This is a genomic window from Leptolyngbya sp. AS-A5, from assembly GCF_039962495.1.
GTDB lineage: Bacteria > Cyanobacteriota > Cyanobacteriia > Leptolyngbyales > Leptolyngbyaceae > Leptolyngbya.
Window position 1 is genome coordinate 24,022 of record NZ_JAMPLL010000032.1, and the last position, 14,792, is coordinate 38,813.

The 14,792-nt window shown below is 47.6% G+C and carries 7 protein-coding genes; 2 read left to right on the plus strand and 5 right to left on the minus strand.

Translation table 11 applies throughout. The annotated features are described in order from the left end of the window. Positions 1-11 precede the first annotated feature (11 nt). Complete coding sequence (locus NC980_RS22235) at positions 12-3,872, minus strand: ATP-binding protein (RefSeq protein ID WP_190379539.1); 3,861 nt, start codon at positions 3,870-3,872, stop codon at positions 12-14. Further along, positions 3,869-4,105: a helix-turn-helix domain-containing protein gene (locus NC980_RS22240; protein ID WP_190379540.1), complete on the minus strand. Its 237-nt coding sequence runs from the start codon at positions 4,103-4,105 to the stop codon at positions 3,869-3,871. The genes NC980_RS22235 and NC980_RS22240 overlap by 4 nt, the downstream gene beginning before the upstream one ends. A 549-nt stretch (positions 4,106-4,654) precedes the next feature. On the opposite strand from NC980_RS22240, the gene NC980_RS22245 reads away from it, so the two are divergent. Together NC980_RS22245 and NC980_RS22250 are read left to right on the plus strand one after the other, a co-directional pair. Beyond that, a complete protein-coding gene (locus NC980_RS22245) occupies positions 4,655-5,137 on the plus strand; it encodes a Uma2 family endonuclease (RefSeq protein WP_347273280.1) in 483 nt (160 codons plus the stop codon). Between the two features lie 836 nt (positions 5,138-5,973). Beyond that, complete coding sequence (locus tag NC980_RS22250) at positions 5,974-9,117, plus strand: hypothetical protein (protein ID WP_190379541.1); 3,144 nt, start codon at positions 5,974-5,976, stop codon at positions 9,115-9,117. A gap of 254 nt (positions 9,118-9,371) precedes the next feature. Here the strand turns inward: NC980_RS22250 and NC980_RS22255 are convergent, their stop codons facing one another. From NC980_RS22255 to NC980_RS22265, 3 genes are all read right to left on the minus strand, one after another. Continuing rightward, a complete protein-coding gene (locus tag NC980_RS22255; RefSeq protein ID WP_190379542.1) occupies positions 9,372-11,501 on the minus strand; it encodes a hypothetical protein in 2,130 nt (709 codons plus the stop codon). Between the two features lie 1,348 nt (positions 11,502-12,849). Further along, on the minus strand, positions 12,850-13,788 hold the full coding sequence (locus tag NC980_RS22260) for a hypothetical protein (protein WP_242027223.1): 939 nt from the start codon (positions 13,786-13,788) through the stop codon (positions 12,850-12,852). Positions 13,789-14,056: 268 nt separating this feature from the next. Beyond that, positions 14,057-14,792, minus strand: a 736-nt coding sequence (locus NC980_RS22265; RefSeq protein WP_190379543.1) for a HAMP domain-containing sensor histidine kinase, incomplete at its 5' end; no start/stop codon positions are given.

Genomic DNA, 14,792 nt, shown 5'->3' on the forward strand with positions numbered 1-14,792 from the left:
GTTGGAACGAGTCATAAACAATATTGATTCGTATTTCTAATTAAGGCCGTGATGGTTGCAATCAAGGCAGATGGGTCGATCGGTTTTGCCAAATGCCGCTGAAAACCGGCCGCTAGAGCTTGCTGTTGATTTAGTTCCCCGGCATAGGCAGTGAGAGCGATTGCTGGGATCTGCCCGCCCTGTTCTGATGGCAAGGCTCGAATTTGCTGAATCAGCATGTAGCCATCCATTTCGGGCATACCAATGTCACTCAGGAGAACATCAAATCGAGAGTGTGTTAACGCTTGAAAGGCTTCACTTGCAGAAGCAACTGTAATGACGTTAGCCCCAGCCCGTTCTAGCAAAAATGCAACAAAATCACGGCTATCGGTGTCATCATCCACGACCAAAGCCCGGATACCTTCTAAACCGAGTGATGGCTCCATTGGTTGAATTGCAGAATCAATGCTTGATTGAGTGGACATCAGTGGCAGTTGAATGGTGAAGACTGCGCCCAACCCTTCACCCAAGCTATCGGCTTGAATCGTACCACCGTGCAACTCGACCAGATGACGCGAGATGGCTAGCCCTAAGCCCAATCCACCAAACTGGCGAGTTGTGGCACTATCCGCTTGACGAAAATAATCAAATACATGAGGTAGAAAATCAGCAGAAATTCCTTTTCCGGTATCGCTTACCGTGATTTGAGCTTGATGCTCAATTTGTTTTAATTGCACCATCACCTGACCACCTGTGGGTGTAAACTTAACCGCATTGGAAAGCAGATTCCACACAATCTGTTGCAGGCGAGTTGCATCACCCAAAATCATTCCAACCTCAGCCAAATTCGCTTTGATTTGAATTGATTTGACTTCTGCTGCCAGTCGCACGGTTTCGATCGCGGCATGAATAATCTGTGCCAAATTCACCGAACTCACATTCAGGTTGAGCTTACCTTGCAGAATTCGTGAGACATCGAGCAGGTCTTCAATCAGTTCCGATTGCAGTTTGGCATTGCGCTCAATAGTTGCTAGGGCTTGTTTTGTCCTCGCTTCACCTAAATTGCTAGTTTGCAGCAACCTTGACCATCCCAAAATTGGGTTCAGGGGCGATCGCAGTTCATGAGAAAGCACGGCGAGAAATTCGTCTTTAATTCGGTTTGCTTGCTCGGCTTGTTCTCGTGTTGCTTGCTCGCGGGTCAGAAGTTGTTCTCGTTCTGCTTCTACTTGTTTGCGATCGCTAATATCACTCACAAAAATTGTCACTCCCTCAGCAAAGGGATAAATCCGGTTCTCAAACCAGCGCCGAAAGGGAGGATAAAAAAGCTCAACTCGAACAAAAGTCTGTTCGTCAACGGCACGGCGAGCAGCCACTTCAAAGGGCGTATTGCTCACATCGGGAAACACCTCCCAGATGCAGTGCCCCAATAACTCCTCCTGGACCTTGCCCGTCACCGTCATCACTTGTTGATTGACAAAGGTATAGCGCCATTGGCGATCAAGCACAATAAATTGATCGTTAATACCTGCTAAAACGCTTTCCAATCGGACTCTGACGGCTTCGGCTTCAGCCCGTAGTGTATATTCTCGCTCGGCGGCTTCCTGCCGTAGCTGGGCAAGCTTTAGTGTGGCTTCCACCCGCGCCAACAGTTCTCGTGCTGAGAACGGTTTGGTTAAGTAATCATCGGCTCCTGCCGCTAGCCCTTCGACACGCGCCTCTTCCCCTGCCCGTGCCGATAATAGAATGATTGGAATCTGCTGTGTTTTAGGATCGCGGCGGAGTGTCTTTAACAACTCAAACCCATTCAGCCCCGGCATCATTACGTCTGTCAATACTAGGTTTGGTGGTGTATGACGAATTGCACTCAGAGCAGCCCTGCCGTCAGCAACGGCTTCTACCTCATACTGCTCGCTTAATAAGCGTTTGACGTAATTCCGCATATCGGCATTGTCATCAGCGAGGAGAATACGGGCAGCGGGGGGAGAAGGGGAGAGGGAGAGAAGGGGAGAGGGGGAGATAGTAAAATTTTCCGTGTCCCCGTATCTTTGTGTCCCTGTATCCTCTTCTGGTAGCCAACGGGCTGCCTCTTCAACAAATGAAATGGCACTGATTGCGCTCGAAGTAAACGTTTGAGGAGATTGAATGCGGTCTGGTGGTAAATGGGCAGTACCCAAGGGAATCGAGATCGTAAAGGTTGTCCCATGATTCACCTGGCTAATGACATTAATGGTTCCACCATGAAGTTTGACGAGTTCTTGCACTAACGCCAGTCCAATGCCAGATCCCTCATAGGTGCGCGATCTTGTGGCATCAACTCGATGAAAGCGTTCAAATAATCGAGGTAACTCCGCTTCAGGAATACCAACGCCGGTATCTGTAACACTGAATTGAACGCAATCATCGATCGCTTGTAATCGAATCGCGATACTTCCAATGAACGTAAACTTAAACGCATTGGAAATGAGATTGAGAACGATCTTCTCCCACATATCGTGATCAATGTACACGGGTTGCGATAGCGGCTGGCAATCAATCAGGAGATCCATGCCAGCCCGCTCAATTAGAGATCGAAACACACTGGCAAGTTCAGCCGTATAGCTTGCGAGATCAGTAGGCTCATAGGATGCTTGTACCCGTCCCGCTTCAATACGGGAAAAATCTAGCAGCGTATTAACAAGTTTTTGTAGGCGCAACCCGTTTCGCTGAATGAGCTGTAACTGTTCGCATTGATCAGGCTGCAACTGCCCATGCAGCGAGTTTGAGAGTTCTTCCAGCGGACTCAGCATCAACGTCAACGGGGTGCGAAATTCATGCGAGACATTGCTGAAAAATAGCGTCTTAGCGCGATCAAGTTCTGCCAGGGTTTCGGCTCGTTTGCGCTCTTCTTCATAGGTGCGGGCATTAGCGATCGCGGTTACAACATTACTAGCAACCAGATCAAAAAAGCCTCGATACTCATCATCAAACTCTAGTCGGGGGCTCATTCCAATCACTAATAACCCAGCTAAAAGCTGCTTTTGACCCGCTTGAGCGACGGGGAGGACGATCGCCGAATGTGTATGGTCATCCCAAGCTCCACCGGACAGTTGCCCAAATCGGGTTGTGAGGTCACCAACTACTGCACTGTTTCCAGTTTCTCTGACTTGTGCAAGCTGCCAGCAATCTCCTGCTTGAGTTAAATCAACTTGCTCTGGACTGGCAGAGGTACCCCTATCCACCCTGACCGTTTCAATCAAACGAGCTTGTTTTCCATCCTGTTCGACCAGATACAGCAGGGCAAAGGGAATATCATAAGGATTGTTGGCAAGCGTGGCACAGGCAATCTGACACGTTTCCTCAACTGACTTGGCTTCTACAGTACTTGCGGTAAGTTCTCGCAGCGTACTAAGCCGCCGCTCACCCACTACGCGTCGAGTGGTTTCAGTTACAGCCGTGAACGCACCTCCAACCTCTCCCGTTTCCAGGAAAATGGGGCTGTAGGAGTAGGTAAAATAGGCTTCCTCGGTATAGCCGTAGCGATCAACGAGGAGGAGCATATCATCAGACCAGGTTGCCTGTGCCGTTTCCAACACGCCATTGAGCTGCACACCAATCACGTCCCAAATTTCCGACCACATCTCTTGCCCCGGTCGCCCTAGAGCTTTTGGGTGTTTGGTGCCTAAAATGGGTCGCCAAGCATCGTTGTAGAGTAACACTAATTCCTTGCTCCACCAGATCACCATTGGGAAGCGGGAATTTAAGCAGATACTTACGGCTATTTTTAGGCTTGATGCCCAACCCGAAATAGGTCCTAATGGTGTTTGCGACCAGTCATACGATCGCATCAGCTCGCCCATCTCGCCACCACCTGCAAACATGGAATTAGCAGTCTTGCGCTGTGCCGAACCTGTCATTGCTGCGGTTTCCTAAAATATCGAATCAGTAGATCTTCGCCCCGTCTGCCCATTTGGTGTAGCAACAGTTCAATCTGCTTCAATGCGACTGGTAAAGGCTTAGTGCGTCCGTTTTCCCAACGATTCACACCTTGAAAAGAAACCCCTAGCGCTGCGGCAAATTTAGCTTGCGAGAGTCCAAGCCGCTGACGTGTCTCTCGTACCGGCATTGCAACCTCCGACTGTTCGGGCATGAACATAAAACACAACGATTAAACAAGGTTCATTAACCATACCGTGTGGTATGGCCTTCATTCTACTGTCGAAGAGCGTAGAAGCGTTGGTTAAACTTTGGTAATCCTTATAGACTCTGGTCTACAAGCTTTTCAGCCTTGGCAACCAAAAAATTCCAGTGCTATAAAAAGTCGAAAGCGCAACCTCAGTATTTCAACTTCTCTTTGGTTACCAAAACTACAAGTTTTGTAACGCTGTCTTCACTGGCAAACGCTTTTCTCGTTTTCTGGAATTTGAATACCGGTCGGGGTCTGAGCGCGACCTGATTAAAGTTCCGAGCCAAGTGTTTAGCTGTTGATTAGAGGCATTTTGCTACGCTGCCTAATGGATAAAGTCGAGCTAAGTGGCGCGTTTGCGCTTATTTTTCGGATGAAGAGATTGTCAAAATTCTTGAGAAACAGGCGGCAGAAGAGAATCGCAGTCTGAGTAATTTAGCTGCAACGATTCTGATGAAGGCAGCAAGGGAATACGAACAGAAGCAAGAATCCACGAAGTGAGGTGCGGCTGCCGTGACTGCAGTTATTCCAAAGCCATCAGAACAACCGACAGAGCAACGATTTGTCAAAACTGGGGTGAGTTGGGAAGACTTCAAAGCGATTCAGCGAGGCTTTGCGAATTCGCCTGGAGTCCGTTTGTTTTATTACCGCGGGGAGCTTGAGATCTTGGGCACGTCGCCAGAACACGAGATTGTCAAGGGGAATATTGGCTTTCTCGTTGAAGACTATATGTTGTCGGAAGGACTTGAATTCGTCGCCACTGGCTCTTTCTCCCAGAAGTGTGAAGATGAAGCTGCTGCACAAGCAGATGAGTCTTACTGTTTTGACGCTCAGAAGCCGATTCCAGATTTAGCGATCAAGGTTGTAATCACCAGTGGCGGACCGAGCAAGCTAAAACGCTACAAGGCTTTGGGCGTGAAGGAAGTTTGGTTTTGGGAAGATGGTGTGATTGAGATTCATTATTTGGAGGGTGACAGCTATCAGCGCCTCAATTGAAGTCGATTTCTCCCCAACACTGAATACTGAGCATCTAGCATTGGGCGCTGCGGTCGCCCCTGGCGCAGCGAAGCTGACCGCGTCTCGTCCTGAATCGGTGCGACAGTTTAGAGCTAAGAAGTAGCGAGAAACTAATCATTCTTGTCAGTCGGTCACTATTGCCTAAATGATTGCTTAATGCGTCAGATGCGCTAAATCAGGACTTCTCCATATATCCTGATAGCAGTTGAAAAAAATCGCCATGAATCGATCATCGATCAGAGAAAATGACCTGGTACACTTAGACTCACTTCAGTGTGAGAGATCGTTCATGGCGCACCGAGTGTTCACTCTTGTAAATCGTGAGGTTCAACCGATGTTCTAGACCCCTAGAAGCCAAAAACCCCCAATGCTGCAAACAGAGGAGGCTTTGAAAGCTTGATATTTACTTTTAATTAACGGGAGGCGGGGACGCTAACTTGAATGCTTTGGACGGCGTGATAGTTAGAGTCACCTGTGATGCCACGTGCCATGCTTTTTATTATGCCTCATTTGTCGCACATGGCAAGAGGTTTTGCTGTGCATTTTTAGCGCAGATCTAGGCATGGTTCTCTCCCTTCGCTTCATTTCAAGGCAGAGAGCGATGGAAATTCGATGTCAATGATCATTTGACGGACTCAACCAAATTATTTCCTGCTCTCTGTCTCTGCTCCTTATTCAGACAGAGAACCATGCTAATTTCCGACGCTTCATCTGCTCGCCACTGCAGATTCTCCTCGACGAAACGCGGCAATCACTGCGAGATTTGCAGTGATATCAGCGGTAAATGCCGCCAAATTAACAATTTGCATCTCTGCATGAATCTCACTGATGCCGTGGATACGCCCTCCGGCTTCAAGTTCATCGGTCTGACAAAAGACCGACTTTGGGGCAAATTCGTGATCGATGACGGACGCGCTGCTAGAAAGCAGAACAGTGTAGATCGATCTCGTCAGCGCTCCCAATCTCGAACCGAATCACAGGCACAATTTCGCCCACCTGCGCTGAGTGCCGACGTGCGCGACCAGGCTTATCGCCAACTACTAGATGCTTTAACACTGCACCCCGACGATCGCGCCGATCTGCACTGCCGAGGACTAACCGACGCTCAAATTGAAACTTGGGGCGTAAAATCCGTCGAACAGTGGCAAGCGCTCACTTCTCCCCTACCTGTAACCCTGCCTGGAGTTAATCCCGATGGCTTCCATCTCAATTGCCAGCCCGGATATCTCTGTCCGATTCGCAACGTTCATGGGCAGCTCGTCGGTTTCCAGCTTCGGCTGCGTCACATTGATGCAGGTGGACGCTATCGATGGTTTACCAGCGCCACGAAGAAAACTCCGAATGGAGCCACACCGCACCTATCGAACGGAGAACTCCCGATCGCCGTTCATCGCCCAACCCAAATTACAAGAAGCGAGATCGGGCTGGTAGAGGGCGTTGGGGCAAAACCCTTCATTACCGCTCAACGCCGGGAACAAATCATGATCGGAGCCGCAGGCGGACAGTTTGCCAGCAGCCCCGAAACCTTAAAAATCACGATCGACACCTTAGCTGCGGAACTGGGAACGAAAACGATCGAGTTCTACCCGGATGCGGGAGCGGTTCGCAACGCTCATGTCATGCGACAGTACCGCGCGACCTGGAAATTGCTGAAGAAATGGAGCTACTCGGTTCAAGTTGCCTGGTGGGGACAAGAAGCTAAGACAGATTCCGACATCGATGAACTTGATGATTTCCATGCAATTCGGTGGCTTTCGATCGCCCAAATCGAAGCGATCGCACACCCTCGATTTGATTGGTTAGAGCGCATTCAGCGAACGTTGAAGAAAACGCTGCACCCGCGAGAATCAGCCGCCGCATTGAGATCTGTCGTTGAGTGTGAGCAATCCGAGTATTTACCAGGACAACGCCTCGCAGTTTGGCAAACTGCGATCGCTCAAGGCTATCGATTCATTCTTGATACTTCTCCTCCTGGCTCTGGTAAGTCCTACGATTCAGGACACGTTGAACCAGAATTGTTTCAAGCGAAGCAGGTCATTTACGCTTCTGACCAACATCGCAATCCCACGGTGACGACTTTAGAGCAAGAAAATGGCTGGATCGATCTGGAAGCGCGGCATGGCGGACTGATGCGAGAAACGACCCCAGGCGGGAGGGTACGACTGAAGCGAGTCAGCCGAAACGAAACGCCAAATCTTCCCGCAAACTGTAGTCGCCAGCAACTTTTAACCGCACTGCGCCAGAAGTATGTCAAAGGTTCCGATACGGCTTCGCTGATTTGCAGCACTTGTCCACTGAGAGAGGCCTGCACTCATGCAGAAGGTCCGGGGTATGGTTTTCTCAATCAACGCCGATCTGCGTTGTCTTCTCCAAAATTGCGTGCCCACCTGGATAGTCTTCCAGACCCGATCGATTACCCCTTAACCGAGACAGTCCTTCTAATTGATGAGCCAGGACAGAATTTCCGCGTCAAGCAGGAGATTTTAGTGACGCTGAACGATTTAGAACAAACGATTCTCAGACTCGCAGAGTTTCCGGAATTATTTGAGCAGCTCCAGCCGCTTTTAGTGGCGCTGATCCCGCTGCTTGACGGTTCAACCAAGCTGAGTCGATTCGGGATCGCTCACTCAGAATTAATGAGCCAGCTTCCTCGATTAACGATCAATGTGGAGCAAGTGAGCCGAGTCTTGCACCCGGATCTCAGCTTTCTCAATACAACCGCTCAGCATGGCGTGGATCTTGCCGACCTGCCTCGACAACTGCGCAGGCAATTCTCAGAGCGCGATCCCGATTTAGCCGAGCAAGCCGAGAAACGAGTCATCAAACAGTGGTTGCCCGATTTGCTTCAAATTCTGGATGGGACACACTCCGGCAGTTCAACCCGGCTTGGCTACGACGGCTTGACCCTGACTCTACCGGATTTACGACATCGAAATCTTGTTAAAGCAACTAAAGCCACCATCTTCCTGGATGGAACACTGCACCCCCAAGATTTAGCCCTAAAACTCGGATGCTCAATTGATGAAATCTTTGTGTGTCAGCAACGGGTGGAAAAATCGCAGAATCTTACCTTGATTCAGGTGACCGATGTGGGACGGCTGGGAATGCAGCGCGGTGCTGAGCAACAGCGCCGTGTGAATGAAATCATTGCTCACTATCAGCAGCAAGATCAATCGACGAAAGTGATTGATTTTAAGAAATTTGCAACCCAGGGAGCCGGCTGCTGGTGGCGTGACAGTCGCGGTGTCAATGATTTTGAGCAGACCACGCGATTAATTTTAATTGGGACTCCTTGTCGCAATCTAGCAGACTTACAGGCGGAATACGCAATTTGCACCGGCACGCAGCCCCAAGACGATGATCCCCAATTTCATGCCCTTGTCGATCGCTCGATTCTGTCTGAATTTCACCAAGCGATCGGACGGCTGCGATCGCACCGCCGCCTCGAAACCTCGCTAGAAATCATCATTCTTTCCGACTTTGAACTCGATTGCCCGATCCAGAAGCTGAAAGCTTCAGAGATCACGCTCAATGCCAGTACCAAAAGAGAGCGATTCGAGATTGCCGTTCGCTCTGCGGTGGATCAACTGAAAGCCACAGGCAGCAAAATCACGCAGCGGGCGATCTCAGCCCTCATTCCCTACAGTCAGCAGTATCTTTCGCAACACTGGAAATTACTACAAACGCTATTAGAAGGCTCTAATAGCAAAACTAGTCAAACAGATGATTCCGATACAGATGACATCGCCGCTTTACTTGCTCCGGTATTAGAGACAGCCATCTCAGAGTGTGAAACGTCAGCACAAGTGTTAGAAACGGTAGCTGAGACCTTTTACCACTGGGTTGAGCCTATCCAATGGCTGGATGTCTGGGCGTGTCTTAGCGGCACCATACAGACCAAAATATTTGCCGCCCTAACGCTGACGTTGCCTGTGGCGCAAATTGAATCTTTGCTTTAGAAAACAGTGCGAGAAGAACGTTGAGCGGAGTTGAAGAATGCAGAATGGCGCATCATCGATTGTTATAAAAAATATCTCTGATACTGAGTGACTGTGCTACATGTCACTCTTAATATTGGTACGAAGCGAGAGCAAATTTTAATCCTCGTTTCTAATAAAAATACATGTAGAAATGAGGCTCAAAAGCGTTAAAAATAAGGCTTCTTAACTCTAGCTATTTTCTCTGAAACTTGATATCTCAGAATGATTTTCTATTAAGGGATCAAACCTAGTTGCTGTTTTTGTTCTGGTGTCAGGATCGCTAAGATGGCAGGATGAATTTGAGGAGAGGTAGATAATTCCGTGTATTCCAAATTTGCGTTTGGTTCTAGATAAGTTTTGATCACAGTTTCCATAGCCTGCTCGATCGGACGGTTTTTCTGTGCTGGACAGCGGCGGTCATAAATCTCACGTAGCGTTTTTACAGAGTGACCCATTGCATAGGCTAGAGAATGAATCTGCTGCTCGTGACTTTGCCCTGGCTCTGGTGGTTGATCTAGAAACCAAGTTGCATAAATGTCCCGAAGTAAATGAGCATTCATACGTTGTCCAGTAAATCGGTTAGCCCAGTTTGGGATAAGGTTTCCAAAACTACCATCTTGCCCTGGGTCTCGAAAATAGGTTCCTTCTTTTTTACAGAAAACGTAATTATGTTCTGGATTTAATAGCATTCTCAGGGGATACAATTTCCAGTTTTCATTCGGGCTTTCGTAGATTTCGCCTCCACTTTTCCAATTACCTGGTTTATCCCGATAATATCCATATAGCCATGCTTCTAAGTAGTCGTAAAAGCACTTGCCGTCGCTAAACCGTGGGTTTGGAACTTCTAGTACCTGATGCTTATAGGTAGCTCCGGTTTTGTAGCTTTCAGGTGTCATATCTAGAAACCAAAGTCCTGAACGGACTAAAAATTCACCTGATTGAGGATCGACTGGATTATGAGCATTAATTTTTTCACATGTATACCACAAACCACTTTTAGGATTTTTGTAAACAACGTCTTTGTAAAGATATCCATGCCACTTCTCTGTACTGCTTCTACGTTCTTCTTCTCCTAGAACAGGATGAATAAATTCCCCATGCTTGAGATGTCTAGGAGTATCAAGAGAACAACTAGAAACAAATTTCAACCCACAAAATTCTCCAATTCTTCGAGGTGGACGGAATGTCAGCAACCCATAAATGACAAAATCCCTGAATGTTGTAGCAATGATAGTAGGAGAACGCAATCTGCCATTTAAGCTACGGCATTCACATCGTAGTCTCAAAGGGTGAACAACTTTGGATAGAACATCTGGAAGATCTAGCCACTTTTTCGACTCATTAGCCACTGGATTTTGTTCATCAGCTTCTTCTTGAAGTTGATTCATGTGACTTCGTAATTTTCGCAGTATTGAGATATCTCGGTATCCTCTATCATTCGTTCTTGTTCTATACTGGAACTTAGTCAGAGGAACAAGCCTTCCTAACCTATTTAATATAGAACGGCTTACATTGTTGCGTTTTCTCAAGAACTGTTTGAATTCGCATAACCAAGTATCGAAATAGTGTGTCAGCTGAGTTGCTTCATCGCTCTCCTTCACGACCTTCATTCGATCTTTCCCAACTAAATATTCCATTCCTGGAGTATTCATCTCAATTGGAATTAGAAGGCTGAGGCTTAAATATTCTTCTGGTACACCCTGATAATAATGTGCCCAAGAAATCATGTATCCAATAACTTTTAATGTCTCTCTAATTGAGACAGGCTTCCAAGCTTTCTGTAAACGACCTGGATAATCAGTATCTGACAAGAAGCTTTTGAACTCCTTAACTTCCTCATGAAGCAGAGACGCTTCATATTCAAATCCAGGTTTAAACTTCCGATCGATCCTACGTCTTTTATTAGTAACCTTTTTACTACTTATCTTTCCATTGCCATGGTAGGCTTTGGGGGCTCGCTTTAAATTTGCTTCAGCTTGGTATACTTTGTCTGACAACTCTGGTTCATAAGGGGGTTTCGGCTCATTAAGCCATCCGTGGCTCTCTGCCCAATCGATGAACGCTTTGAGCCTAGACCGATATGCGTATACTTGCCTATTAAGGCTCTTAAAAACTGCACTTTGGGCGTCTAAAGCACTTTTAAGTTTTAGGATAGGGAGCTGCGCAAGCGTATGCTGTGCAAGATCCATCTCTTCCCGAGTCACTTTATTGCCTTCAGGAGCCGGGTACCCCCATCCAGGCAGCGTGTAGCGGATAAGGGCAGTTGTCGTTTGGCTACAAACTGCTTTGCTAGATTGAGGATTGACACCTAAAAGGTAAGAATAATAAGCATCTAAAGCATCAGCTATTGTTTTCTGACTCATAGCAAAAGGGGTTCCCTCGGGAAGGGGTACTTTAAGCGATACAGACTTGACTACAATTAACTAAAAGGGGTAACTAAAGACAAGACATTTCAACTAGAGTATATTTGTATTGAATAGATTATAAGACAAACAGAACGTTTCACCTGTGAAATGGTTGCCATTTCACATACAAAGATGTATTTAGGAGAAAATCTTATAGATGCTTTGCTGTAAGGGTTGTAGCCCTCAGATATACCAACTCTTATATATAAGATTTGTACATTTATAAGACAGTTGACTAGGAATTCGGGTAGTTCGGGCAGGGATAAATTCGGCATTTCCCGCCTCTTTTCAAACCTGTCTACTCTGTAAGCCGCCATACCCGGAGAGTCTTGCCTGCAATACAGGCTTTGTCCTATCTCGCAGTGCTAGCTAGTGCAGTCATCCAAATCAGTCTCAGTCTTGGCTGAATTGACAGAATTGCTGAGCATCGAAATCTCAACTTAACCTACCCTATTTCAGAGCAAATGAAACTGCCTCATGAAAAGTAATACATCGATCGCTTGAAAGGGAAAATGGGACTACAACTTATTATCAAGCTGTCATTCCTGCTCATAGTCTCGTTGAGAGGGTTCATTGTCCTAACTCTGGAAGCTTGTGGGCATACAAGGGAATTCAGGAGCGAAGGAATAATGACCCCAAACCCAACGTATCAAAGACGATCTCACTCCCTATCTTGAAAACTGAGAAAACCGTTTTCTTGTCCGTCAACTGTCACATGAGCAATGGACGAACGAAGTTGAGTTAGGAATTCTGCGCTCGGGCGCAATAGTTCTAAAACAAATATACCTATTGTATTGAGGATCGATCTCTTGCTTCAAATTACGGAGCTAAATAGAAACATTCATCTCGCCTAATTTCCTGATTTGAAATAATTAGGCGGACGAATTTCTGCATGGTTCCTAGCTTTAAGATCTTAAATAGTGCTAATTATTATTGAGCTGTTTAAACTTCTGGTGAGGGCCGTAGCTTTCACACTACTTATTAATATTTAAAGATTAAGGTGAGTACGCAGTAGATGAAATTACTGACGGTTTATACATTAGCAGGTCGTATAAAAATATTACTTGCTTGCTGCTATTCTCCGCGCCTGTGCCAAAAGCCGCTCTGTCTCTTCCAACTGGTTGCGGGTTTTGTTTGAAAGCTGCTGTGAAATCTTGAGCAACAAGGTCAGATTGAGCTATTCAAGCAACAGCACGATCATTTCTAGTCGTTTCTTTGCTGCTTTAGCTCATATTCCCGATTTCAAGGCAGGACAAGTCTGGGCCTGTGCCAGTGAGACCTCAAAAAACATGAATCACGAAAGGAATTAGCCCTGGCAGAAATGTCGGAGATTGATCAGGCTGTAAGCCAAGGTTTTCAAGGCGTAGTGCAACTGACTGATTCGCTCGAAGCGCAGTAATAAGCGCCGAAACTTGTCTTCCCAAGCGAAGACGCGCTCGGTAGTGCGAAACCGTTCCTGAAAGAGTGCTGGGTTGAAGATCGGCTTACGTCTGGGCTTCGAGGTCTTTCTCCCACGCAGATTTTCAGGAATATTCGGCACCATGCCTCGGTTGAAAATCGCTTTGCGATTCGCCCGACTATCGTAGACCCCATCGAGCGAGACGATCGTCTCGCTGAGGTCGAGTCCGACGTGATGAGCAATGCGGGTGACTTGCGGCAGGGCTGCTTTCAACAGCGGCGACTCATTGCGATTGCCAGGAGCTGAAACAAACGGGGCAACCACATTGCAGTTGCGGTCACAGAAAGCCACAACCTTATCGCCTTTCAAATGCTTGTGTCCGCTGAATCCGAGGTGATCGCCGCCTTTCCTTGCTGCGGTGGTTGTTCCGTCGCCGTGGAGCACGCTGATAACCAGCAACGCTTGCTGGTGGAGGAGTCCTACCGTCCCCGCAAAAATCGCAGCAAAGCAGCCCTGGGCTTCAAACCGCCGAAAGGTGCGGTAGATTCTGGTGTAGTGGATTTCTGGTTGCCCATCTTTGTCCTTTTCGATAGGCAATTCTTTCCACTGACAGCCGAGGTACAATAGTTTCAAAATGTAGTTGAAGACTGCGTGTAAAGAGAGCTTTGGCTGAGGTCCACGACGACCGAGGTGCAGGTGGGGCAAGACAAATTCTTCAAACTGTTCTACGGTCAAATGTGTAGGAATCCATTGCCACTGTTGTATTTGGGGCATTTTTACTCCTGCCGACGGTTCAACGAAAAAGACTGGAGCCATTTTAGTCAGAAACGATAGAAACTCAGACATACAGGAGCTTTCAGACAAATTCACTCAATTGGGAAAACCCGTAACCAGTTGTGAGTATTATTTGAGCGCCTGCTATTGAACGAAGATGACACAAGTCCGTCTGTCACTCGATAGTAACGACGCATCAAACGGATTTGATACCAGGTGCATCCTTGATTGACATATACTCATGTCCATTTGAGCAACGGATCGTCGCAATTTCTTGACCAAATAGAAGGGCTAATGGCTCAGTCTAAGTCAAGCGAAGTTCCCCGGGGAATGCCTCTTCTCAACCTGAAACCGTTCTTTGCAGTTGGCTGTTTACGGACTCATGCTGGGGGAGTTGAACAATAAAAGTGGTTCCGGCACCCACTTCACTCTCAACCGCAATTTGCCCACCCTGCAAGTCCACGCATCGTTTCACCATCGTCAGCCCCAATCCCGTGCCCGGAACCTTTCCCACGTTGCTCGCCCGCTGGAATGGTTCAAATAGATGCCGTTGCGCCTCCAGAGGAATACCAATTCCCGTGTCTCGAACTTGGAGGGTGACCTGTTGATCCGTGCAAACGAGATCTAAATAGACCGGGCTGCTCCCGAGGGAATACTTGATGGCGTTGGACAGGAGATTGGTGAGCGTGTGTCTCAGAAGCTTTTGATCGAGGTAAGCCCGCTCACAGCCTCCTTGATGATGGAATACGATGTGTTGGCGAGCACCTGCACTGAATTGGATTTCTTCCACCAAGCGCTGACAGAACTGCTCCACATCTAAAGGCGCAGGCTCGAACTTCAAACTGCCGCCTTCAACGCGACCAATCTCCAATAAATCGTTTAACAACTGGTCCATTCTGCGGACCGACTGTTGAATCATGTACAAAAACTCTCGGCGTCGCTCCTCGGGCAAATTGGACTCACGCTCCAGCATTTGAGCACATCCCAGGATCGAGGTCATCGGGTTGCGAATTTCATGCGCCGCCATCGACCAAAACCGGGATTTCAACTCGCTCAACTCCTTCTCTTTCTCTAAA